Source organism: Streptomyces sp. CHD11, from assembly GCF_018638295.1.
Lineage (GTDB): Bacteria > Actinomycetota > Actinomycetes > Streptomycetales > Streptomycetaceae > Streptomyces.
The window spans coordinates 136,723-159,999 of sequence record NZ_JABTTS010000007.1 but is presented as its reverse complement, the minus strand read 5'-3'; the positions used below and the strand labels follow the sequence as shown (position 1 = coordinate 159,999).

General features: G+C 72.7%; 17 protein-coding genes. 13 read left to right on the top strand and 4 right to left on the bottom strand.

Features of this window, described 5'->3' with window-relative positions; translation table 11 throughout:
• Nucleotides 1–43 precede the first annotated feature (43 nt).
• The 8 genes from HTV45_RS09470 to HTV45_RS09435 all read left to right on the top strand — a co-directional run bounded on the left by HTV45_RS09470 (nucleotide 44) and on the right by HTV45_RS09435 (nucleotide 12,442).
• Complete coding sequence (locus HTV45_RS09470; protein ID WP_215205210.1) at nucleotides 44–436, top strand: DUF6507 family protein; 393 nt, start codon at nucleotides 44–46, stop codon at nucleotides 434–436.
• Complete coding sequence (locus tag HTV45_RS09465) at nucleotides 433–3,033, top strand: hypothetical protein (protein WP_215205209.1); 2,601 nt, start codon at nucleotides 433–435, stop codon at nucleotides 3,031–3,033. The genes HTV45_RS09470 and HTV45_RS09465 overlap by 4 nt, the downstream gene beginning before the upstream one ends.
• A 173-nt stretch (nucleotides 3,034–3,206) precedes the next feature.
• A complete protein-coding gene (locus HTV45_RS09460; RefSeq protein WP_251691818.1) occupies nucleotides 3,207–3,914 on the top strand; it encodes an immunity 49 family protein in 708 nt (235 codons plus the stop codon).
• Between the two features lie 15 nt (nucleotides 3,915–3,929).
• Entirely contained in the window at nucleotides 3,930–4,205 is a 276-nt protein-coding gene (locus HTV45_RS09455; protein WP_215205208.1) for a hypothetical protein, read from the top strand.
• 16 nt (nucleotides 4,206–4,221) lie between these two features.
• A complete protein-coding gene (gene eccD / locus HTV45_RS09450) occupies nucleotides 4,222–5,607 on the top strand; it encodes a type VII secretion integral membrane protein EccD (protein WP_215205207.1) in 1,386 nt (461 codons plus the stop codon).
• 13 nt (nucleotides 5,608–5,620) lie between these two features.
• Nucleotides 5,621–6,853, top strand: coding sequence for a MinD/ParA family protein (locus HTV45_RS09445; protein WP_251691816.1), 1,233 nt, complete (start codon nucleotides 5,621–5,623; stop codon nucleotides 6,851–6,853).
• A gap of 61 nt (nucleotides 6,854–6,914) precedes the next feature.
• Entirely contained in the window at nucleotides 6,915–10,925 is a 4,011-nt protein-coding gene (gene eccCa / locus HTV45_RS09440; RefSeq protein ID WP_215205206.1) for a type VII secretion protein EccCa, read from the top strand.
• Nucleotides 10,922–12,442 carry a DUF6177 family protein gene (locus HTV45_RS09435; protein ID WP_215205205.1) on the top strand — a complete coding sequence of 507 codons (1,521 nt, stop codon included), beginning with the start codon at nucleotides 10,922–10,924 and terminating at the stop codon, nucleotides 12,440–12,442. The genes eccCa and HTV45_RS09435 overlap by 4 nt, the downstream gene beginning before the upstream one ends.
• 22 nt (nucleotides 12,443–12,464) lie before the next feature.
• Here the strand turns inward: HTV45_RS09435 and HTV45_RS09430 are convergent, their stop codons facing one another.
• From HTV45_RS09430 to HTV45_RS09420, 3 genes are read right to left on the bottom strand one after another with little or no spacing between them, the layout of a single operon-like run.
• Nucleotides 12,465–13,301, bottom strand: a complete 837-nt coding sequence (locus tag HTV45_RS09430) for a sugar phosphate isomerase/epimerase (RefSeq protein ID WP_215205204.1) — start codon at nucleotides 13,299–13,301, stop codon at nucleotides 12,465–12,467.
• Nucleotides 13,298–14,449 carry a dihydrodipicolinate synthase family protein gene (locus HTV45_RS09425; RefSeq protein WP_215205203.1) on the bottom strand — a complete coding sequence of 384 codons (1,152 nt, stop codon included), beginning with the start codon at nucleotides 14,447–14,449 and terminating at the stop codon, nucleotides 13,298–13,300. The genes HTV45_RS09430 and HTV45_RS09425 overlap by 4 nt, the downstream gene beginning before the upstream one ends.
• Nucleotides 14,446–15,597, bottom strand: coding sequence for a Gfo/Idh/MocA family protein (locus tag HTV45_RS09420; RefSeq protein WP_215205202.1), 1,152 nt, complete (start codon nucleotides 15,595–15,597; stop codon nucleotides 14,446–14,448). Before HTV45_RS09420 ends, HTV45_RS09425 begins: the two co-directional genes overlap by 4 nt.
• A 246-nt stretch (nucleotides 15,598–15,843) precedes the next feature.
• Here HTV45_RS09420 and HTV45_RS09415 point away from each other — a divergent pair, with 246 nt between their 5' ends.
• Together HTV45_RS09415 and HTV45_RS09410 are read left to right on the top strand one after the other, a co-directional pair.
• A complete protein-coding gene (locus HTV45_RS09415; RefSeq protein WP_215205201.1) occupies nucleotides 15,844–16,890 on the top strand; it encodes a LacI family DNA-binding transcriptional regulator in 1,047 nt (348 codons plus the stop codon).
• Nucleotides 16,891–17,389: 499 nt separating this feature from the next.
• Nucleotides 17,390–18,190: a sugar phosphate isomerase/epimerase gene (locus tag HTV45_RS09410; protein ID WP_215205200.1), complete on the top strand. Its 801-nt coding sequence runs from the start codon at nucleotides 17,390–17,392 to the stop codon at nucleotides 18,188–18,190.
• Between the two features lie 69 nt (nucleotides 18,191–18,259).
• Here HTV45_RS09410 and HTV45_RS09405 read toward each other — a convergent pair whose 3' ends face one another.
• Nucleotides 18,260–19,198, bottom strand: a complete 939-nt coding sequence (locus tag HTV45_RS09405) for an EamA family transporter (RefSeq protein ID WP_251691814.1) — start codon at nucleotides 19,196–19,198, stop codon at nucleotides 18,260–18,262.
• 137 nt (nucleotides 19,199–19,335) lie between these two features.
• Here HTV45_RS09405 and HTV45_RS09400 point away from each other — a divergent pair, with 137 nt between their 5' ends.
• From HTV45_RS09400 to HTV45_RS09390, 3 genes are all read left to right on the top strand, one after another.
• Nucleotides 19,336–20,244 carry a LysR family transcriptional regulator gene (locus HTV45_RS09400; protein WP_215205199.1) on the top strand — a complete coding sequence of 303 codons (909 nt, stop codon included), beginning with the start codon at nucleotides 19,336–19,338 and terminating at the stop codon, nucleotides 20,242–20,244.
• 332 nt (nucleotides 20,245–20,576) lie between these two features.
• Nucleotides 20,577–22,421, top strand: coding sequence for a glycoside hydrolase family 3 protein (locus tag HTV45_RS09395; protein WP_215205198.1), 1,845 nt, complete (start codon nucleotides 20,577–20,579; stop codon nucleotides 22,419–22,421).
• A gap of 149 nt (nucleotides 22,422–22,570) precedes the next feature.
• Nucleotides 22,571–23,239: a hypothetical protein gene (locus HTV45_RS09390; protein ID WP_251691810.1), complete on the top strand. Its 669-nt coding sequence runs from the start codon at nucleotides 22,571–22,573 to the stop codon at nucleotides 23,237–23,239.
• The last annotated feature ends 38 nt before the right edge of the window (nucleotides 23,240–23,277 follow it).

Here is a 23,277-nt window from a genome sequence, read left to right as displayed (position 1 = left end):
GGGGCGGTGCGGAAGTACGGAAGTACGGGGAAACGGGGTCCGTATGACGGGGTGGGACATCTCGCCGTCCGGTGTGCAGGGCGTGCTGAAGAAGACGGCGACGGCGGCCGAGGGCCTGTCGAACACCGGGAAGGCGCTGCAGAAGACCATGCCGAGCGCCGCGAAGTCGGCCGGCACGATCCAGCAGGGCGGCGTGGAGCGCAGCGGCGTCCAGGGGCCGGTCGCGGCGGCGCTGGGTGAGTTCTTCACCGCTTACCAGGAGAAGTTGATGTACGTCGCGGTGCGGACGTCGAACTCTCTCAGCGGGGCGGCCGGTGCGACCAACGCGTATGTGAAGGGTGACCTGGAAATGGCCGCGCGGGCGCAGGCGAACGCGTTGAAGGAACCGAAGATCGACCTGCCGGGGGCTGATGGCGGGCAGCAGGGGGGCCGGTGAGCGCGACCCCGATCGACCCGCAGAACATTCCGCAGTTCACCGGGGATCTGGAGCAACTGACCACGGATCACATGCTGTTGACGGCGGAGGCCATCGCGTTCCGCCAGTCCGGCTCGGATGTCCATACCCGGTTCCAGGGATTGTCGGCGTGTTACACGGCTCCGGAGGCGGAGCAGTTGTTCGCGACGACCGCGCCGGTGGCAGCCAAGGCGGACGAGTTCGCCGATGACCTGGAGAAGGTCGCGGCGGCGCTCAGTTCGTACGAGGCGGAGATCCAGCCGCTCGTGGCGAAACTGAAGAGCCTCAAGCGGCGTGCGGAAACCTTCCGGCAGCAGATAGCGGGCGACGACGACTGGCGCGAGGACGAGGACAACGTCGAGCTCAACAACGACCTCGTGCACGACGTCAACACCACTACGGCCGCCTTCTGGCAGGCGGAGATCACCTGCCACAACACGATCACCGCCCTGGTGGGCGGTTCGACGCTGATCGTGGAGGACGGCGCGGAGAAACGCCTGCTGGAACGGGGCACCAAGGTCTACGGCTTCACCGCCGACCTGCTGAACCAGTCCGGGGAACTGCCCTGGGGCAGCACCGTGGAGAAGGAACGGCACGGGCTGGACTGGCTGGGCCACCAGGTGTGGGAGTTCGGCAAGGGCTTCGTCGTCGACGGGGTGTGGGGCACGATCCGGGGTCTGGGCACCCTGGTCGGTGTCGACGGCTGGGACGCGGCGGGCGAGGCGTGGAAGGGGCTCGGGAAGCTGGCGACCGGTGTGCTCATCACCGCCGTTCCCGTGGTCGGCGTCGCCTACTGGGCGATGCCCGAGGACAAGCTGCCCTCCTATCTGCGGGACTCCCGCAACACGGTCAAGGAGGCGGGAAAGGCGCTGGTGGCCTGGGACCAGTGGGGCGAGAACCCGGCACGGGCCAGCGGCGCCGTCACCTTCAACGTCCTGACGACCGTGTTCACCGGCGGTGCCGGAGCCGCCGCGAAGAGCGGCGCGGTGGCCCGCACGGTCGGCGCGCTCGGCAAGACGGCCCGGTTGGTCGACCCGATGACGTACCTCGGCAAGGCCGCCAAGTTCGGCACGGTCAAGGTCGCCGACCTGTTCGCCGGCCTGCGGGGCGTGCACGCGGGCGCGTACGACGACATCCTGTCCGGCGCGGGACGCGTCCAGCCCGACGGCAGCGTCGTACGGGCCGCCGACGACATGCCGGTCATCCGCGACAACATCGTGGAGTGGCCGGACGGCACCCGCCTGAACCTGGACGACGGCTCGGTCGTCCGCGCGGACGGGACGGCGGCGCCGGCGAAGGTCGAACTGTCGGTAGCCGACCGGAACCTGCTGGAGCAGAACCTGCGGCACGAGGAGCCCGCGCTCGTCGGGGCAGGCGACCGGGCGGGTGCGCATGCCACCGGGGGCACGGCGGCCCACGTCGGCGGCGACGCGACCGGGCGGGCCGGCGGGAACACGCCGGCCTCCGCCCACGTCGGCGAAAACACCGGGGCACGCGGCACGGACACGCTTCCCGCCCGCGACACGGGTGGGAACGCGACGGGAGGCGACGGGCCTTCGGGCAGCGGCGGGAACGACGGTGGCACGATTCCCGACCGGCACGGAGGGACCGGCGGCGGCCGCACGGGTGGGGACGGCTCCGGCGGATCACCCTCCGGCAGCCGCGATCCGCTGGATGTCGAACGCGAGGTCATGCACCGGCAGGTGGAACGGGCCAACAGCGACCCCGAGTGGTTCAAGGAGCACTACCGCGAGAACGGGTACCGGCGGGACACATCTGCCGAGGGTGGATACGGCCAGGCCGTACCCCAGCTCACGCTCAACCCGTTCGCGCCGCCGAAGTGGATCGCGGCCAGTGACATGCCTCCGGCGATCAAGGAAGACTATGTGAGCCGGGACCCGATCAAGGGCAAGCCTGCGGATCTCCCCGACACCACACGGGAGTACCTGGACGGCCAGGCCGCCAAACGGGACACGGCGGTGAAGGCCGACAAGGCGGCGGAGGACGCCCTCAAGGAGGCGGAGAAGGCCTATGCCGCCAACCGCACGGACGAGCTGGCCGCAGCGCGGGATCTCGCCGACAAGACGCACTCACCGCTCCACGGCGACGCCAACCGGCAGAGCGAACTGCTCGGCGAGTACGCGGCCGAGCGCCACGCCATCCCGGAGCACTACGCGGGCGCGGTGCGCCTGGACGACGGGGCGTTCGGCAACAATCGGTTCGACCAGGTGTACCGGACGACGGACGGCCGGTACGTGGTGGTCGAGGCGAAGGGGTCTACGACGGCCGCTCTGGGAACGCGTAAGGGGCACAGTGGGCGGTTGGTGACTCAGGGGACGAAGGAATACTTCGAGACCATTCTCCAGGAAATGAACAAAAGAGCCGAAAGGAGCGAAAAGAGAGGAAAGAGAACCGGAGATTCAAATCTGCTGGACGCAGCAAGGGCAGAACGCCAGCTTGCCGACGAGTTGGACACAGCTCTCAACACGAAGAAACTGGACTACGTCCTCGTAAAGGCTAAGCCCGACGGAGCCGACTACGGCGGCTATGAAATGCTGCGTTTCAAGGTCACAAAGTAAGGAAACTGCACGTGCAGACGAGGATTTCACGACCAGAACTAGAGGGCACCCACACAATTCCAGACACGTTCCGAGAGGAACTGAACACCCGTACGGTCGCGAAGGTTGAGGATCTCGAGGAGTATCCAGACAGCTTCGGCCGGGTCTTCAGCAAAGCCCTGAGCACGGCCAAGTTGCAGACTCTCGACGATCCCACCGCAGCCAAGCTGGAGACGTGGGAAGCGTGGGTCATGGCCATGCAGGTCGGGTCTGCCCTGTTCGCGTCGGCGACCGCTCCTGAGGGCTCGACCGTCGAGTGCGTGATTGCGCACCAGGTACGCAACATCCCGGCCGTGGGGCCCGCACACTTCACGGATGCCGGAACCTGGCTGGAAGCCTTCTGGCTCGCGGTCGTCTGCCGGGACCAGACGCGGATGACGCAGTTGTGCGAGGTGCCGGTCGAGACGCTGCGGGCCTCCGGCGCGGTCTTCGAGGAGTACATCTACCACTGGGTCGACGCCCTCCAGACGTACTGGCTGGAGCGGCCGGGGCTCGGGGAGAAGCTCGTCGCCGCGTTCGACGGGTCCGATCCGGACCAGCTTCGGTTCATGGACCGCGAGATGATGCTCAAGGTCCTGTATCCGCCGATCAATCTGTTCTACCGCTTCGCCGGCCGGGACGCGGAGCAGTTCAACGAGGCCCTGGTGCGGGGACTGGAACTGCACAAGGAGTACTGGACGGCGAGCGAGGAACGCCAGGAGACCGGCGACGGTGACATCCCCCTCGCGATCCTCGCCCTCGCCTGCCTCGCCCACGACGCCGGACTTCCCATCGAGGTCGAGTCGGAGTACCTGCCCGAGCACCTGCTCAAGCGCACCTGGCTCGGCGAATTCCCCACCTGACCCGACGTGAGGTGAATGATCAGCGTGTCCGCTCAGGAGTACGACAGTCAGCTGCTCGAATCCGTTTCCGTGCGGCGGCGGCGGTTGCGGGACGCCCTGTTGTTCGGGGCGCAGCGGCAACGGCGGGCCGTGGACGAGCGGTTGGGGAAGATGGTCGCCGGGATGGTGATCGCGGCCGTGCTGTGTGCGGGATGCGTGGGGTGGTCGTTCGTGTCGCATCGGCTGATGGGGCAGGACAGCCCGTACTCCCCAGGTGTTTCCACGCCCTCCAGTGGTCCTACAAGCCGGTGATAGGTTCGCGAACGTGATGTCTACGGGGGCCTTGAGCAGGGAAACGGCCAGTGGGCCCGCGGTGTTGAGCCGGGTCACGCTGGTCGGTGAGCGGCGGCGTGTCGACCTGGTGCTTCCGGCGCGGGAGCCGGTCGGACTGCTGCTGCCCGAGATCATGCGGGTGCTGGACGACCGCGCGGCGGGGCGGCCCGCCGTACGTCACCTCGTCACGGTGGACGGTTCCGCGCTCGATCACGACAGCACACTGGAGAGCGCGGGCATTCGTGACGGGGCCGTGCTGCGTCTGGTCCGTGCGGAGGACGCCCCGCCCGCTCCCGTCGTACACGACGTCACCGACGAGGTGGCCGAGGATCTCGGTCACCGGGCGTGGGTATGGGGGCCGGCCGCTCGGCGGGTCACGGCCGGTGTCGCGTGCGTGGGCTGGGTGGTGGTCGCCGCTCTGTTCGCGCGTGCGCAGTACGACCGGTCGGTCGTCGCCGGTGCCCTGCTCGCCGCCGCCGGTGCGGCAGCCGTCGCCGGAGCGGTCCTGGGTCGGGTGCGCAGGCACGCTCTCGCCGCGACCCTCCTGTGTGCCGGTGGCGCGCTCGGTGTACTGGGCGTGTGGAGCCTGGTCGACGACCTCGGGGGGTCCTCGGCGGGCGCTCTGCGGCTCGGTGGGGTAGCCGTCGTAGGTGTGCTGTTCCTGGCGCTGCTCGGGCTGTTCACGCCGCTGGGGCGGGGCGGGATCGTGGGCGCCGGTGCCGTGGCCGTGACCGCCGTCGGCTGGGAGGCCGCGATCGCCGTGCAGTCCGGCGCCGGGACCGCGCCGGAGCAGGCGCGGGTCGGGGCCGTGCTCGGCGTCGTCTGTGTGGTGGCGCTCGGGGTGCTGCCGCGGCTCGCGCTGATGGTGTCCGGGTTGTCAGGGCTCGACGACCGCCGGGCCGGAGGGGTCTCCGTCAGCCGTTACCAGGTGTCCGCCGCCCTGGCCGCCGCCCATCGCGGTCTGGTGCTCGCCACGGTCACGCTGGCCGGGTCCGCCGCCGCGGCCGCCGTACTGGCGCTGCGGGATCCCTCCGCGTGGACGGTGTCGCTGGCCGCGGTCGTCGCGGTGGTGCTGGCCCTGCGGGCGCGGGCGTTTCCGCTGGTCGCCGAGGTGGTCGTGCTGCCGGTCGCCGCGGCGTTCGTCGTCGTACGGCTGCTGCTGGTGTGGGCGGAGCGGGCCTCGGCCGCCGCACCGCTGGCCGTCCTCGTCGCCCTGGCGGTCCTGCCGCTCGCCGTGCTCGCTGTGGAGCCGGCCGAGCATGTGCGGGTGCGGCTGCGGCGCGCCGGTGACCTGCTCGAATCGGTGGGGGTCATCACGTTGCTTCCGCTGCTCGTCGGCGTGTTCGGTGTGTACGGGCGACTGCTCGACACCTTTGCCTAGGGAGCACGGCGGCATGACGCAGGGGCAGGACGGTCAGGGGCAGGAGCGGCCGCCGGCACGCGGCGCGGGCGGTGGCGACGGTGGCGACTGGCAGCGGGATGTGCTGCGGGAGCTGAGCGGGGGTGGCGGCTTCGGGAACCACGGGAACTCCGAGACCGCCGAGGGCTCGGAGCGCTCCGGGGACTCCGGGGACTCCGGGAGCAGCCACCCGGGCCCGGAGGCCCGGCCCGGGGAGTCCGCCTCCCCGCAGGCCGTCGGCGCCCCGCTCCCGGAGCGGCCCGTGGCACCGGCTCGCCCCGCCCCGGGTGCCCGCCTCCCGGCGGCCCCCGCCCCCGAGTCCGCACCCACCCTCGACCCCCGTCTCCTCCTCGCCCTGGGGCGTCCCCTCCACGGCGACTCCGTGTCCCGCCGCACCGGGAGGGTGCTGCGAGGGCTCACCTCGTCCGCGGCGCAGGACGTCGCCGAGCAGACCCGGATCGCCCGTGAGGTGCAGCAACCCGTCACCACGGGCCGGGTGGTGGCCGTCACCTCCATCCGGGGCGGTGTCGGTAAGTCCACCGTCTCCGCGCTGCTCGGGCGCACCCTCAACCACTACCGGCACGACCCGGTGCTGACCCTGGAGGCGGACACCGCGCTGGGCACCCTGCCGGTGCGCATGGGCGCCGAGGCGGTGCGCTGGACCTGTGCCGATCTCGCGCCGGTCCTCCAGCCGTCCATGAGCCTGACGGACGTGACCGGCTACCTGGTGCCGGTGTCCGACGGCGGCTGGCTGCTGCCCGCGAGCCGGGGCCAGGTCGGTCCGCCGCTCGACATGACGGCGTACCGCAAGGTGACGCTGGCGCTGCGCCGCTACTTCGCGGTGATCGTGGCCGACTGCGAGACGCTGCCCGGCGAGGTGGCCCGCACGGCGATGGACACCGCGCACGCCCGGGTCGTGGTCGCGCCGACCACGGCGGAGGGCGTCGACGCCACCCGTCAGGTGCTGGACTGGCTGGCCCGGCTCCCGCACTCGGCGCTGGCCACGACGGTCGTGGCGCTGATGTCGAGCACCCCCGACACGCTCCTCGACGAGAAGACCGCCGCCGGACATCTCAAGGAGGCCGGTGTCACCGTCGTCACCGTGCCGTACGACCGTCATCTGGCCGGCGGCGGCCCCATCCGTACCGATCTCCTGGCGCACGCCACGCGACAGGCCGCGCTGCGGCTGGCCGCCGAGGTGATGGAGCGCGCGGTGAGGGTGCGATGAGTACCCGGCCGGTCCTGCCCCGTCCCTCCTCCGTTCCGACCCGCTCCGGAGAGGTCCGTCCGTGACCCTGAGAATCGTCCACCGGCCCGCCCGCAGCACCCGGCCCGCCGGGCCCGCCCGGCCCCGGGCGGTCGAGGCGCCGCCCAACCTGCCCGAAGGGAAGATCGGCAACGCGGCCACCGCGCTGCTGCCGATGGCCGGCGTCATGGGTTCCGTGATCATGATGACCGTGATCCGCAACAGCCGGTTCGCGGTGGTGGGCGCGGTGGTGCTGGTCTTCGCGCTGCTGGGGGCCGTGGCGCTGTTCCTGTCGCAGCGCGGCAAGGCGCAGCGCACCCGGCGTACGCAGCGGGAGCGGTATCTGGAGTACCTGGAGGAGCTGCGGGAGGAACTCGGTTCCGCGCAGCGCCGGTTGCGCGACGCGCAGCGGGAGCTGAACCCTCCGCCGGCGGCCCTGTACGACCTGGTGCGGGATCCTGCCCGGCTGTGGGAACGGCGCCGCCGGGACACCGACTTCCTGCGGGTGAGGGTCGGTGTGGGGGACGTGCCGGTGCCGGAGCCGGCGATCGAGCAGAGCGGTTCCGGCGGGGTGCTGACGCCGCCGGACCCGTTCATGCTCAACGAGGCGCGTGCCCTGCAGCGCCGGTTCGCGACGGCCGCCGACATGCCCCTGACGGTGCCGTTGGACCGGGCGGGGAACGTCAGCGTGGTCGGCGACCGGGAGGACGTACTGCGGGTCGTACGCGCGCTGTTGACGCAGACGGCGGTGACGCACGCTCCCGACGACGTCGCGCTGGCGCTGGCCGTGCCCGGGGAGCGGATCGCCGAGTGGCAGTGGGCGAAGTGGCTGCCGCACGTGCTGGATCCGCGGGCGCACGACGGCCCGGTGACCGCCCGCCGTATCGCGCCCGACCTCGGGCAGCTGGCCGACCTGCTGCGGCACGAGCTGGGCCGGCGCTCCGCCTACGCGGCGGAGGTGCGGCGCGGGCTGGCCGACCGCGGCGCGCTGCGGCTGGCGGACCGGCTGCTGGTGGTGGTCGACGCGCACGGTGAGCCGGCGGCCGAACTGCCCCGCCCCGACTCGGCGGTGGGGCTGGCGGACATGGGCATCACGGTGCTGCACCTCCTGGGGGAGCAGGTGGACGAGCCGGACGAGGTGAGCGTGCGCATCACCGTCGACGGGGAGCGGGTGACGGTCGAGGACCTGCGCGCCTCCGCCGCCGAGGACGCCGCCGCACCGGCCCGCACCGCGGAGGGCACCGTCGACCCGGTCGGTGCGGCCGGGGCGGAGGGCATCGCCCGGCTGCTGGCCCCGCTGCGGCTCTCACCGGAGTCGGTCGCCGAGGGCAGCCCCGTCACCGGCCCGGTCGACTTCCCCGTGCTCCTCGGCATCACCGACCCCGCCCGACTCGACCTGTCCGCCCTGTGGAAGCCCCGCGGCGAACGCGACTTCCTCCGCGTCCCCATCGGCCTGACGGACCGCCACGAACCCGTCCTGCTGGACCTCAAGGAGTCCTCCCAGCTCGGCATGGGCCCGCACGGGCTGTGCGTCGGCGCGACCGGCTCCGGCAAGAGCGAGCTGCTGCGCACCCTCGTCCTCGCCCTGGCCGCCACCCACTCCCCCGAGGATCTCGCCCTCGTCCTGGTCGACTACAAGGGCGGCGCCACCTTCGCCCCCTTCGCCGAACTCCCCCACACCGCCGGCATGATCACCAACCTGGAGAACCAGGCCGGTCTCGTCGAACGCGTCCACACCAGCCTCGCCGGTGAGGTCAAGCGCCGCCAGCAGGTCCTGAAGGACGCCGGCAACGTCGCCGACATCGGGCACTACGCCGTGCTGCGCGCCACCGAGCGGCCGGACCTCGAACCGCTCCCGCACCTGTTCGTCGTCATCGACGAGTTCGGCGAACTCCTCACCGCCAAGCCCGACTTCATCGACCTGTTCCTCTCCATCGGACGCATCGGCCGCTCCATCGGCGTGCATCTGCTGCTGTCCAGCCAGCGCATCGAGGGCGGCAAGCTGAAGGGGCTGGACACCTATCTGTCGTACCGGCTCGGTCTGCGGACCTTCTCCGCCGACGAGTCCCGTACGGTCCTGGACACCACCGACGCCTTCCACCTCCCGCCCTTGCCCGGCTTCGGCTACCTCAAGGTCGACACCTCCACCTACGAACGGTTCAAGGCCGGCTACGTCTCCGGCGCCCACCGCGGCCCGGTGGCCCGGGAGCAGGGGGACGCCGAGCCGCTCGCCCTGCCCTATCCGGCGTACAACACCGGGGAGCGGCAGGAGGAGCCGGAGGAGAGGCCCGCGGCCACCCGGCGGGAGACCGGCCCGACCGTGCTCTCCCTCATGGTCGACGGGCTCGCCGGGGCCGCGCCCGCCGTACGGCGCGTGTGGCTGCCCCCGCTGCCGGACGCCGTCGCCCTCGACACCGCCGCCGGACCGGTCCGGGTGTCCGAGCACGGACTGCGCCTGGCACGCGCCGAGGGCGGGATGCGGGTGCCGCTCGGCGTGCTCGACGACCCGGCCCGGCAGTGGCAGGGCCAGTGGGTGGTGGACCTGACCACGGCGGGCGGTCATCTGGCCGTGATCGGCGGCCCCCAGTCCGGCAAGACCACCCTGCTGCGCACCCTCGTCCTGTCCCTGGCGCTCACCCACACCCCCCGCGACGTCGCCGTGTACGGCCTGGACCTGGTCGGCGGCGGGCTGTCGGCGCTCGCGACCCTGCCGCACGTCGGCGGGATCGCCGGACGGGCCGACCGGGAGCGCGCGGCCCGCACCGTCGCCGAGGTGCGCACCATGCTCACCGAGCGCGAGGAGCTGTTCCGCGAGCACGGCATCGACTCCGTCGACCAGTTGCGCCGGCTCCGCGACCGGGGCCGGCTGCCTCAGCTCGGCTCCACCGATGTCGTCCTCGTCGTCGACGGGTTCGGCGCGCTGCGCGACGACTTCTCCGACCTCGACGAGCCGGTCGCCGACCTGCTGAAGCGGGGCGGCGGCTACGGCATCCACGTGGTGGCGGGCATGCTGCGCTGGAACGACGTCCGGATCGCCACCCAGTCGCTCTTCGGCACCCGTATCGAGCTGCGCCTGAACGACCCCGCCGACTCCTCCGTCGACCGCAAGCTCTCCCAGACCCTCTCGCCGGACGTGCCCGGCCGGGTGCTCACCGACGGGAAGCTGTTCGCACAGGCCGCCCTGCCCCGTATCGACGGCTCGGCGACCACCGGTGATGTGGGCCCGGCCCTCGACACGGCCGCCCGGACCGTCCGCGCCACCTGGCACGGCGAGCCCGCCGCCCCGGTGCGGGTGCTGCCGGCCCGGCTGCCGGTGACCCGGCTGCCCTCGCCGGCCGCCGAACCGCGGCGGATACCCCTCGGCCTCGACCAGGACGCCCTCGCCCCGGTCACTCTGGACCTGTTCGGTGGCGACCAGCACCTGATGGTCCTCGGCGACAACGAGTGCGGCAAGACGAACCTGCTGAAGCTGATCGTCGCCGGGCTCGTCGAGCGGTACTCCGAGGAGGAGCTCGTCTTCGGTGTCTTCGACCCGCGTCGCGGCCTGCGCGGCGTCGTCCCGGAGCCCTACCGGGGCGGCTACGCCCACAACGCCACGCTCGCCGCCGCCCTCGCCACGGGCATCGCCGCCGAACTCGACAAGCGGCTGCCCGAGACCGCCGACCCGGACGCGCCAGAGACCGGCGAACCCGCCTTCAGCGGCCCCCGGATCGTCATCCTCGCCGACGACTACGACATCCTCACCACCGCCGGGCAGCAGCCGCTCGCCCCGTTCCTGCCGTACGTCTCCTCCGCACAGGACATCGGCCTGCACTTCGTCCTGGCACGCCGCACCGCGGGAGCCTCCCGCGCGCTGTACGAACCCCTGCTGACCACCCTGCGCGAGACGGGCACCACCGCCCTGGTGATGACCGGCGACCGCACCGAGGGACAGCTCTTCCCCGGCCTGTACGCCTCCCAGCAGCCGCCGGGCCGTGGCACCTTCGTCCGCCGCGGCCGACACCACCGACTCGTCCAGACCGCACTGACCGGTGAGGAAGGGGACACGCCGTGACCAAGGACCTCATCGCCCTCACCCCGAGGATGCCGGACGCCTGGGCCCTGCTGGCCGGCCTGTACGCGGGCGGACCCGAGGCCGAGGTGAGCCCGGCGTCCGGGGGTGCCGTACTGCGCCTGTGCGCCCCGGACGGCCGGCCCCTGGTGTCCGTGGAGGCCCCGCAGCTCGTCCAGGTCCCCGGGGAGGCCGAGCGGCTGCTCGGGCGGGACGTGCCCGTGCCGTTCTGGTGGACCGAGGTCAGGGCCTCCGGCGCCGTGCCCGGGGCCGAAAGGCTGGCGGCGTCGGTGTGCGGCCGGCTCGCCCTGCTGCTGGGCGGCGGCACCTGGCCCGGGCGAGCGGCGGGCACCGAGGTCGTGGACGTACGCGCGACCGCCGGGACCGGCGGTGGTGCACCGGTCACCGGCGGGACGGACGCGCGCACGACCACCGCACCGGACGGCGGGCGGCCCGCCACCGACGGGACGGCTGACGTGCACGCCGTCGCCGTACCCGAGGACGAGCAGCCGGTCGTCGACGTCCTCACCGCGACCACATCCGTCGTCCTGGCCGACCGCCCGGTCCTGGCCCTGACCACCTGGCTGTCCGAGGTACTGCGCGGCACCTCCGAGTCGGACCGCGCCCTGCAGATCGTCACCCCGCCGCACGTCCGGCTCAGCGCCCCCGCACGCGCCACCCTCCTCCAGGTGCCCAACCGCTGGGTCGTCCAGGACCCCGCACAGGGCTACTACGACGGGCTGTCCGGGACGGTACTGCGCTGGCGGGACGGGACGTTCACGCCCGCGCTCGGGGCGGACGGCACCGCCTCGGTCGCCGAGGCGTTCGGCCGGACGTCCCCGTCACGGGACCGGCAGCTCGTCGTGGCGTTCCGTACGGCGCTCCCCGCGCACGAGGACATCGTCCTGGGCGAGGCCCTGGAGGCGGCCTGGCGGGCACTCACCGGTTCCGCACCGGCCGGCTGGGGCACCGCGGAACCCGTCAATCTGCCCTGGTCACCGCGCCGGCTCACCGAACTGGCCCGCGACCGGGCCCCCGAGCCCACCCATCTGCTCGTGACGGGACATCCCGGCCGGCCGGCGCTGGCGTGGATCCGGGTCACGCGGACCACCGCGGGCGTCGAGCAGGACATGACCCTCACCATCGGATACGGGCAGGACGAGGAACCGCCCCTGGAGGCGATCACTCCGCTCGCCGAAACCCTCGTCGGGGAACACGGCCTGACGACGATGCTGGCCTCGGTGCGGCGGGGCCCCCGCGACCTCACCACGGCTCCCGTGCTCCAGGCGCCGCCCGTCCCGGTCGCCTTCACCCTGGGCGCCCGGGACGTACGGGGCATCGGGCTCACCCACGCCCGCCGCCCGCCCGTCGAGGTGCGGCCCGTCGTCCTGGGGCCCGCCTCCGCACCCGCCCTGCACTACCCGCTGGGCGACGGGTCCGACGCCGGTGCGCTGGTCGTGCTGCGTCATCTGGGGGCGCATCTGCGGGCCGGTGTGCCGGAGGCGGGGCCGGAGGTCTGAGGGTGCGCTCCGCGCGCGGCCGCTACCCCGCGTGCTCTGCGAACCGTGCCGCCGTCTCGGCGAGGACCTCGCGGCCGTCGCGGGCCCACAGGCCGTCGTTGAAGAGTTCGACCTCGATGGGGCCGGTGTAGCCGGCCGCCTCCACGTACGCCTTCCACTCCCGCATGTCGATGGCGCCGTCGCCGATCTGGCCGCGGCCGTTGAGGACGCCCTCGGGCAGCGGGGTGGTCCAGTCGGCGAGCTGGAAGGTGTGGATGCGGTCCTGGGCGCCCGCGCGGGCGATCTGGGCGGGGGCCTGGTCGTCCCACCAGACGTGGTACGTGTCGACGGCGACGCCGACCTGGTGGGCGGGGAAGCGTTCGGCCAGGTCGAGGGCCTGGGCGAGGGTGGAGACCACGCAGCGGTCGGAGGCGAACATGGGGTGAAGGGGCTCGACGGCCAGCTTCACTCCGTGTTCCCCGGCACAGGGGGCCAGTTCGGCGAGGGCGTCGGCGATGCGTTCGCGGGCGGCGCGCAGGTCCTTCGAGCCGGGCGGGAGTCCGCCGGAGACCAGGACGAGGGTGTCGGTGCCGAGGGCGGCCGCCTCCTCGACGGCGCGACGGTTGTCGGCGAGGGCGGCGGTCCGCCCGGCGGGGTCGCTCGCGGTCAGGAAGCCACCGCGGCAGAGGGTGGTCACCGCCAGAGAGGCGTCGCGTACGAGCTTGGCGGCCGCCTCCACGCCGTACGCCCGGACCGGCTCGCGCCACAGGCCGACGCCCGGTACGCCCAGGTCGCGGCAGGCGTCGACGAGTTCGGGCAGGGTGAGCTGCCTGACCGTCATCTGGTTGATGCTGAAGCGGGAGAGGTCCGCGGTCGTCATGGGGTCGCTCCGTACAGGTGCAGCAGGGTCCTCATGCGGTCCTCGGCGAGCTTGGGGTCGGGGAACAGGCCGAGGGTGTCGGCGAGTTCGTAGGCGCGGGCGAAGTGCGGCAGGGAGCGGGCCGACTGGAGGCCGCCGACCATCGTGAAGTGGGACTGGTGGCCGGCCAGCCAGGCGAGGAAGACCACGCCCGTCTTGTAGAACCGGGTGGGCGCCTGGAAGAGGTGGCGGGAGAGTGCGACGGTGGGGTCGAGGAGGGCGCGGAATCCGTCCGTGTCGCCCGTGTCGAGGACGCGGACCGCCTCGGCGGCCAGCGGGCCGAGGGGGTCGAAGATGCCGAGCAGGGCGTGGCTGAAGCCCTGGTCGTCGCCGGCGATCAGCTCGGGGTAGTGGAAGTCGTCGCCGGTGTAGCAGCGCACGCCCCGCGGGAGCCTGCGGCGCAGGTCGATCTCGCGTTGGGCGTCGAGGAGGGAGACCTTGATGCCGTCGATCCTGTCGGGGTGGGCGGCGATCACCTCCAGGAAGGTGTCGGTGGCCGCGTCGAGGTCGGCGGAGCCCCAGTAGCCCTCCAGCGCGGGGTCGAACATGGGACCGAGCCAGTGCAGGATCACGGGTTCGGTGGTCTGGCGCAGGAGGTGTCCGTAGACCTCGAGGTAGTCGTCGGGGCTCCGCGCCGTCGCGGCGAGCGCGCGGGAGGCCATGAGGATGGCCTGGGCCCCGGACTCCTCGACGACCGCGAGCTGTTCCTCGTACGCCGCGCGCACCTCGGCGAGGGTGCCCGAGGTGAGCTGGTCGGTGCCGACGCCGCAGGCGATGCGGCCGCCGGCCGCCTTCGCCTCGGCGGCGGAGCGGCGGATCAGCTCGGCCGCGCCCGCCCAGTCCAGGCCCATGCCGCGCTGCGCGGTGTCCATGGCCTCGGCGACGCCCAGACCGTGCGACCACAGGTGGCGGCGGAAGGCGAGGGTGGCGTCCCAGTCGACGGCGGCCGGTGAGTCGGGGGACACGTCCGCGTACGGGTCGGCCACGACGTGCGCCGCGGAGAAGACCCTACGGGAGGTGAAAGCGCTTCCGGGAGTGACGGTGCGGGGCTCGGTGCGGGGCTCGTAGGCGCGCAGGGTGCCGTTCGCGCCGGGCAGGTGGAGGGTCACAGGGCCACCTCCGGTACGTCGAGACGGCGGCCCTCCGCCGAGGACCGCAGGCCCAGTTCGGCGAGCTGGACACCGCGGGCGCCGGCCAGCAGGTCCCAGTGGTAGGGGGCGTCGGCGTGGACATGGCGCAGGAAGAGTTCCCACTGCGCCTTGAAGCCGTTGTCGAACTCGCCGTTGTCCGGGACCTCCTGCCACTGGTCGCGGAAGACCTCGGTGGCGGGGAGGTCGGGGTTCCAGACCGGCTTGGGGGTGGCGGAGCGGTGCTGGGCACGGCAGGTGCGCAGGCCGGCGACGGCCGATCCCTCGGTGCCGTCGACCTGGAACTCGACCAGTTCGTCGCGGTGGACGCGCACCGCCCAGGAGGAGTTGATCTGGGCGATCGCTCCGCCGTCGAGTTCGAAGACGCCGTAGGCGGCGTCGTCGGCGGTGGCGTCGTAGGGCTTGCCGTTCTCGTCCCAGCGCTGCGGGATGTGGGTGGCGGTGAGGGCGGTCACGGACTTCACTCGGCCGAACAGTTCGTGCAGCACGTACTCCCAGTGCGGGAACATGTCGACGACGATGCCGCCGCCGGCCTCCGCGCGGTAGTTCCAGGAGGGGCGCTGGGCGTCCTGCCAGTCGCCTTCGAAGACCCAGTAGCCGAACTCGCCGCGCACGGAGAGGATCCGGCCGAAGAAGCCGCCGTCGATGAGCCGCTTCAGCTTGAGCAGGCCCGGGAGGAAGAGCTTGTCCTGGACGACGCCGTGCTTGATGCCCGCGGCGTTGGCCAGGCGGGCGAGTTCCAGGGCGCCGTCGAGGCCGGTGGCGGTGGGCTTCTCGGTGTAGAGGTGCTTGCCGGCCGCGATCGCCTTCCTGAGGGCCTCCTCGCGGGCGGAGGTGACCTGGGCGTCGAAGTAGATGTCGATGCTGTCGTCGGCGAGGACCGCGTCCAGGTCGGTGGAGACGTGGTCGAGGCCGTGGCGTTCGGCGAGCGTCCTCAGCGCGTGCTCGCGGCGGCCGACCAGGACCGGCTCCGGCCACAGCACGGTGCCGTCGCCGAGGTCGAGTCCGCCCTGCTCGCGCAGGGCCAGGATGGAGCGGACGAGGTGCTGGCGGTAGCCCATGCGCCCGGTCACACCGTTCATGGCGATTCGCACCGTCTTGCGTGTCACGTCGTTCCCTTCGTACGCGGACCGCGCGCCGCGTACGCCCCACCTGTCACGCGGCGGGGCCGTCGCGGGGCGGGTGACTGGTGAACGTCACAGCAAGCGCTTTCTATACAGGGAGAAGTTAGCCCTTGGGCGGCGGTCGGGACAAGACCGTCGCGCGGCCGACTTGTTCGAGGGGGCGAACAAACGGGCGTGGAGCCGTAGGGTCTGCTCGGAACGACGACGAGACGCGCGACCGGAGGACGAGACATGACGGTGACCCTGGCGGACGTGGCGGCGCGCGCACAGGTCTCACCCGCGACGGTGTCACGCGTGCTCAACGGGAACTATCCCGTGGCCGCGTCCACCCGGGAGCGGGTGCTGAAGGCCGTGGACGAACTGGACTACGTGCTCAACGGACCCGCGAGCGCCCTGGCCGCCGCCACGTCCGACCTGGTCGGCATCCTGGTGAACGACATCGCCGACCCGTTCTTCGGGATCATGGCGAGCGCCATCCAGGGGGAGATCGGAGGGCCGGGTGGACGCGCGGGCGGGGAGAGACTCGCGGTCGTGTGCAACACCGGGGGCTCGCCCGAGCGTGAACTGACCTATCTCACCCTGCTCCAGCGGCAGCGGGCGGCGGCGGTCGTACTGACCGGCGGCGCGATCGAGGACGCCCCGCACCGGGCGGCGACGGAGGCGAAGCTGCGGAAACTGGCGGAGGCCGGGACGCGGGTGGTGCTGTGCGGGCGTCCGCAGGCGCCGGAGACCGGGGCGATCGCGCTGACCTTCGACAACCGGGGCGGGGGGCAGGAACTCACGGAGCATCTGCTCGGGCTGGGGCACCGGCGGCTCGGGTACATCGCGGGGCCCCTGGAACGCACGACGACACGTCACCGGCTCGAAGGGCATCGGGCGGCGCTGGCGGCGCACGGGGTCGAGGAGGATCCCCGGTGGACCGTGCACGGGCAGTACGACCGGCGGTCGGGGTACGAGGCGACGCTCGAGCTGCTGCGGCGGGATCCGTCGCTGACGGCGGTGGTGGCGGCGAACGACTCCGTCGCGCTGGGGGCGTGTGCGGCGCTGCGGGAATCGGGGAGGCGGATTCCGGACGATGTGTCGGTGGCGGGGTTCGACGATCTGCCGTTCAGCATCGATGTGGTGCCGGCGCTGACGACGGTGCGGTTGCCGTTGGCGGAGGCGGGGGGTCGGGCGGGGCGGATCGCTATGGGGCGGGAGGAGGCGCCGCCCGGGGGGATCGCGGTGGTGCGGGGGGAGTTGATGGTGCGGGGGTCTGTGGCGGGGCCTCGGGGGTGAGGGGTGGGGTCGCGGGTGGCGGGTGCGGGATGCGCAGTTCCCCGCGCCCCTGGATCCGTGCGCGGCGTTGTGGTGAGGTGCGCAGTTCCCCGCGCCCCTGGATCCGTGCGCGGCGTTGTGGTGAGGTGCGCAGTTCTTCGCGCCCCTGGATCCGTGCGCGGCGTTGTGGTGAGGTGCGCAGTTCCCCGCGCCCCTGGAGGGGCGTGGTGAGGTGTCGCGTGGATGCTGGCGCCCCCGGCGGTGGTGTGAGGGCGGGTGCGGGTGGGTTGCGGCTTGGCGCGCAGTTCCCCGCGCCCCTGGAGGGGGCTTGGTGAGGTGTCGCGTGGATCCTGGCGCCCCCGGCGGTGGTGTGGGGGCGGGTGCGGGTGGGTTGCGGCTTGGCGCGTAGCTCACCGCGCCCCTGGAGGGGGCTTGGTGCGTGGTTTCCCGCGCTCACGGAGTCGCTCACGGAGTAATGAGGGGGAGTCGGCCCGGGTGGTCGCGGGTAGTGTCCGTTTTTATGAAGCTGGCGTTCTCCACCCTCGGTGTCCCCGGCCTGCCCCTCGCCGACGTGCTGGGTCTCGCGACCGCGCACGGTTACCACGGCGTCGAGTTGCGCGCCCACCCCGAGGAACCCGTCCACCCGGGCCTCACTCCCGTACAACGCGCCGATGTCGCCGCCGGGTTCAAGGCGGCCGGCGTCGAGATCCTGGGCCTCGCCGGATACGTCCGGGCCGCCGCGCCCGGTGAGGACGATGCCGTCATCGGGGAGATCCGGGCCCTCCTCGACCTCGCCCGGGACATCGGCGCGCCCTTCGTCCGGGTCTTCCCCGGCGGTGGCGACGAGCAGACCGCGGAGGAGGCGGACGCGACGGCCGCCCGGCGGCTGGGTACGGCCGCCGAGTACGCGGCCGACCTGGGGGTACGGATTCTGCTGGAGACGCATGACTCGCACCGCACCGGGGCCGACGCGATGCGGGTGCTCGGTCTGGTCGGGCACCGGCAGGTGGGTGCGCTGTGGGACGTGATGCACACCTGGCTCGGCGGTGAGCAGCCCGTGGACAGCTTCGCGGCGCTCTCGCCGCACCTCGGCTATGTCCAGGTCAAGGACATCGCCTCGGCCGACGACACGACCCCGCTGCCGCTCGGTGCGGGGGTGCTGCCGCTGGCCGAGTGCCTGGAGGTGCTCTCCCGGCACGGCTGGGACGGCTGGCTGTGCTGGGAGTACGAGAAGCGGTGGTACGCGGACGCCGCGCCGCTGCCCGGACTGCTGGCGCCCGGGCGCGAGCATCTGACGCGGCTGCTGACCGAGTCGGCGTAGTCCCTCCGGGTCGGGGCGGGTGCGGGTTTCGGCGTGGCCGGTCGCGCAGTTCCCCGCGCCCCAGGGGTTTCACCGCCCCGCGTCCGGGTTGCCGCTGCTCGCTCCGGCCGGGATTCCCTTGTGACGGAGAGCCGGCGGCGGTGTGGCCGCGGGCCGGCGTGGTGTCACCGAGGCCAGGGCCACCCCGCCCACCAGCAGGGCCGCCGCCCACCATCGCAGCGGGGTCATCGACTCGCCCAGGAACAGGGCGGCCGAGGACATGCCGAAGACGGGGACGAGGAGGGAGAAGGGGGCGACCGTGGAGGCGGGGTGGCGGCGCAGCAGCCAGCCCCAGGCACCGAAGCCGAAGACCGTGGCGACCCAGGCGACGAAGAGCACCGTGCCCGCGCCCTGCCAGTCCAGGGAGCGAAGCGCGTCCAGGTCTCTGGACGGGCCCTCCAGGAGGAGGGAGAGGGCGAGGAGGGGGAGGACCGGGACGGTGCTCACCCAGATCATGAAGTTCAGGGCGTCCGGGGGCGCCGCCTTGCGGGTGAGGATGTTGGAGACTCCCCAGCAGGCGGCCGCCGCGACGACCAGGGCGAACCCGAGGAGCGGGCCCGAACTGCCCTCGTCGACCGCCGCCACGCCGATACCGGCCAGCGCCACGGCCATGCCGGCCAGACGGACGCGGGAGAGGCGTTCACCGAGGAGCGTGAAGGCGAACAGGGCCGTGAACACCGCCTGGATCTGGAGCACCAGGGAGGACAGTCCGCCCGGCATGCCCGCGTCCATGCCGACGAACAGCAGCCCGAACTTGGCCACCCCGAGCGCCAGCCCCACCCCCACGATCCACTTCCACGCCACCTTGGGCCGTCCCACGAGGAACACCGCCGGCAGCGCGGCGACGAGGAAGCGCAGGGCGGAGAAGAGCAGCGGGGGGAAGTGGTCGAGCCCGACCTCGATGACGGTGAAGTTCACTCCCCAGACGGCGGCGACGAGGACGGCGAGGAGTATGTGGGCAGGTCGCATGCATCGAGGATCACCGCCGACCACAGTTCAGCACCATCGATGATTCCTGCATGGTTGGATGAAGCATCGCTAATCTGTGAGGCGTCGCCGATCGACGGTGGTGACGCGTCGCCGGCCATCGACGGGGAGCCGCCGCCATGCTCGACCTCCAGCGTCTGCGCGCCCTGCACGCCGTCTCGGTGCACGGCACCGTCGGTGCCGCCGCCGTGGCGCTCGGGTACACCTCGTCCGCCGTCTCCCAGCAGATCGCCAAGCTGGAGCGGGAGACGCGGACGGTGCTGCTGGAGCGGGAGGGCCGGGGCGTACGGCTGACCGACGAGGCGCATCAACTCGTGCGTACCGCGCGGGAACTGATCGCGATCGTGGAGCGGGCGGAGACGGAGCTGGAGGAGCGGCGCGGGGTGCCGGCCGGGCGGCTGGCCATCGCCGCGTTCGCGTCGGCGGCGCGCGGGCTGATGCCGTCCGTGCTGGCCGACCTGGCCCGCAGGCATCCCGCGCTCGACACCCGGCTGACGGAGATCGACCCGCACCTCTCCGTGGACCTGGTCGCCAAGGGCGCGGTGGATCTCGTGGTCGCGCACGACTGGGACATCGCGCCGCTGCCCGCCCCGGCGGGGGTGGAGCAGGCGGTCATCGGGGACGATCTGTGCGATCTGCTGGTGCCGGGAGATCATCGCTTCGCGGGGCGTACGGCGGTGCGGCGGGAGGAACTGGGCGGGGAGCGGTGGATCTGCCAGCCGCCGGGGCGGGTCTGTCACGAGTGGCTGATGCGCACCCTGCGCACGGCCGGGCACGAACCGGAGATCGTCCACCAGGCCGACGAGAACCCGACACTGGTCGCCCTGGTCGCGGCCGGGCTGGGCATCGCGCTGATCCCCCGGCTGGGGCGCGGCCCGATGCCCGAGGGGGTGGTGGAGGTGCCGCTCGACCCCATGCCCGTACGGCGGCTGTACGCGCTGTGGCGCACCGGGGCGGCGCGCCGTCCGGCGATCGCGGAGACGGTCCGCACACTGGGCGAGCACTGGCCCGCCGCGTCGGCGCACTGACCGCGGCCGACCCGTCGGCTCCGCGGCCCACCGCAGGGGCCGGCCGTCGTCCACGCCACACCGGTCCGGACGCGGTCGCCCCGCGTCGGCGTCGGCGGGGCGTCACGATGGGACTCGAGGGGCTCCTGGCGGTCGGCGGCAGAGGCGTCGGCGTGGCGCCCTCTCTGCCGCCGACCGCCAGGAAGCCCTCACCGGTTGCTGCGCATTCCCTTGACTGGCAGAAACTTCCCGGATATTGGTGACGTCCTGGCAGTTTCCTTCAGGGAAGCTTCCAGAGGATGCCCTTCAGTGAATCCCGGTCCCCCCGCGGATCACCTTCCAAAGGAGCGCACGTGCCCGACAGCAGCACCGGAAGCACGGGAAGCACCGCACGTCCGTCCAGACGTACCGTTCTCGCCGCGACGGCGGGCGTCACCACCGCCCTGGCGGCCGGCGGCACCGTCCACGCGGCCACCGGCCCGCACGGCCCCGACGACAAGAGCCTGCGCGCCCTGATCTCCCGCATGACGCTGGAGGAGAAGGTCGGGCAGCTGTTCGTGATGCGGGTCTACGGGCACTCCGCCACCGATCCGGACCAGGCCGACATCGACGCCAACCTCGAGGAGATCGGGGTCCGCACGGCAGCCGAGCTGCTGGCCAGGTACCGGGTCGGCGGCATCATCTACTTCGCGTGGGCGCACAACACCCGTGCCCCGCACCAGATCGCGGATCTGTCCAACGGCATCCAGAAGGCCTCCCTCGGCCTGCCGCGCGGCCTGCCCGTGCTCATCTCCACCGACCAGGAACACGGCATCGTGGCCCGCGTGGGACAGCCCGCCACCCTGCTCCCGGGGGCGATGGCCGTCGGGGCGGGCGGTTCACGGGCCGACGCCGGCGCCCTCGGCCGGGTGGCCGGCCGCGAACTGCGCGCGCTGGGCATCCGGCAGAACTACTCCCCCGTGGCCGACGTCAACGTCAACCCGGCCAACCCGGTCATCGGCGTCCGCTCCTTCGGTTCGGACCCGGAGGCGGTCGCGCGGCTGGTCACCTCGGAGATCAAGGGGTACGAGACGTCCGGCGTCGCCTCGACGGCCAAGCACTTCCCCGGCCACGGCGACACGGTCACCGACAGCCACGACGACCTGCCCTACATCCACCACACCCGCGAGCAGTGGGACGAGCTGGACGCGCCGCCGTTCCGGGCGGCGGTCGCCGCCGGCATCGACTCGATCATGACCGCCCACATCGTGGTGCCGGCCCTCGACGGCTCCGAGGACCCGGCCACCCTCTCCCACCCGATCCTCACCGGCATCCTCCGCGACGAGCTGGGCTATGACGGGGTGGTGGTCACCGACTCCCTCGGCATGGAGGGCGTACGCACGAAGTACGGCGACGACCGGGTGGCGGTGCTGGCCCTGAAGGCGGGCGTGGACCAGCTGCTCAACCCGCCCTCCCTGGACGTCGCGTGGAACGCGGTGCTGAACGCCGTGCGGGACGGTGAGCTGACCGAGGACCGGCTGGAGGAGTCGATCCTGCGGGTGCTGCGGCTGAAGGCGCGGCTGGGCCTCTTCAAGGACCCGTACGTCTCCCACGCAGGCGTCGACCGCACCGTCGGCACCCGGGCGCACCTGGCCACCGCCGACCGGATCACCGAGCGCACCACGACCCTGCTGGTCAACGAGGGCGGCCTGCTGCCGCTGTCCCGGCGCAGGCAGCCCCGGCTGCTCGTGGTCGGCGCGGACCCGGCCTCCCCGTCCGGCACGACGGGCCCGCCCACCGGGGTCCTCGCGGACGCCCTGACCGGGCTGGGCTTCACGGCCACCGCGCTGTCCACCGGCACGGCACCGTCCGGGGCGACGATCGCCAAGGCGGTGGCGGCGGCGCAGGACGCGGACGCGGTGATCGTCGGGACGTACAACGTCAGCGCCTCCAGCAGCCAGAAGACACTCGTCGAGCAGCTGCTGGCCACCGGGAAGCCGGTCGTCGCGGTCGCGATCCGCAACCCCTACGACGTGGCCCATCTGCCCGGGGTGCAGGCGTATCTGGCCTCGTACTCCTGGACGGACGTCGAACTGCGGGCGGCGGCACGGGTGATCGCCGGCAGGGTGAACCCGCGCGGGACCCTGCCGGTGCCGGTGCAACGGGCGGACGACCCGGCGGCGGCGCTGTACCCGGTCGGGTACGGGCTGAGGTTCTAGTCCCGTACGGACGAGCCCCACCCGTACACAGCCGGGCGTAGCACCCGTACGTCACACACCCGACGCACTGCACCCAAGGTGCGCAAACCACACCACATCGCTGGCGTGATCCGGTCCGCCGGGTCACGCTGGTCGGGGGTGTGCGGGGGATGACGATGCACGTGAGAACCAGGTGGTGGGGGTCACCGGCCGTGTGCGCGGTGGCGTGCGTGGCGGTGGTGTGCGCGGCCCTGCTCACCGGCTGCCAGCGCGCGCCGGGCGGTGGAGTCGACGGGGAGGGACGGCTGGGCGACCGGACCGCCACGGGGCCGCCGGTGCCGGTGCGGACGTCCGGGTACGGGGCGGTCTTCCTCGCGGTCGGCGAGTGCAGTTCCTTCGGCCGGACCAGCTTCACCGAGGTGTCCTGCGCCGGTGAACGGGCGGCGGCCCGGGTCGTCGCCCGCCACGACGGGACGGCGCGGAACGGGCCGCGCTGCCCGGCGAGGACGGATTTCGTGCTGCACATCAGCGAGCAGCGCCCTGCCCGTGAGGACGGCGACGGGGCGGTGCCGCGCGGCTACGCCTGCATGCGTCACCTCCAGCCGCCGCACCCCGGGGATCCGGGCGGCGGGGGCGGACCGCGCACCATCGTCGGCGACTGCGTCTACGGTTCGGGCGACGGCAAGGTCCGCGAGACCGCCTGTGACGGCAGCGGCGTGTACCAGCCCGAGTTCGAGGTGACGAAGGCCGTGGACGCCCGGTCGAAGTGCCCGGCGTCCACGGCCCTCTACGTCCGGCTCGGCGGAACAGCACCGGTGGGCTGCGCCCGCCGGGTCTAGTCCCGCCCGGTCCAGACCCGTCCGGCACAGGTCCCGTC

Excerpts from the sequence above, each read along its gene's own strand:
- HTV45_RS09470 (WP_215205210.1), top strand. The coding sequence starts at position 44 with ATGACGGGGTGGGACATCTCGCCGTCCGGTGTGCAGGGCGTGCTGAAG.
- HTV45_RS09455 (WP_215205208.1), top strand. The coding sequence starts at position 3,930 with ATGATCAGCGTGTCCGCTCAGGAGTACGACAGTCAGCTGCTCGAATCC.
- eccD (WP_215205207.1), top strand. The coding sequence starts at position 4,222 with ATGTCTACGGGGGCCTTGAGCAGGGAAACGGCCAGTGGGCCCGCGGTG.
- HTV45_RS09445 (WP_251691816.1), top strand. The coding sequence starts at position 5,621 with ATGACGCAGGGGCAGGACGGTCAGGGGCAGGAGCGGCCGCCGGCACGC.
- HTV45_RS09430 (WP_215205204.1), bottom strand. The coding sequence starts at position 13,301 with ATGACGACCGCGGACCTCTCCCGCTTCAGCATCAACCAGATGACGGTC.
- HTV45_RS09415 (WP_215205201.1), top strand. The coding sequence starts at position 15,844 with ATGACGGTGACCCTGGCGGACGTGGCGGCGCGCGCACAGGTCTCACCC.
- HTV45_RS09410 (WP_215205200.1), top strand. The coding sequence starts at position 17,390 with ATGAAGCTGGCGTTCTCCACCCTCGGTGTCCCCGGCCTGCCCCTCGCC.
- HTV45_RS09405 (WP_251691814.1), bottom strand. The coding sequence starts at position 19,198 with ATGCGACCTGCCCACATACTCCTCGCCGTCCTCGTCGCCGCCGTCTGG.
- HTV45_RS09400 (WP_215205199.1), top strand. The coding sequence starts at position 19,336 with ATGCTCGACCTCCAGCGTCTGCGCGCCCTGCACGCCGTCTCGGTGCAC.
- HTV45_RS09390 (WP_251691810.1), top strand. The coding sequence starts at position 22,571 with ATGACGATGCACGTGAGAACCAGGTGGTGGGGGTCACCGGCCGTGTGC.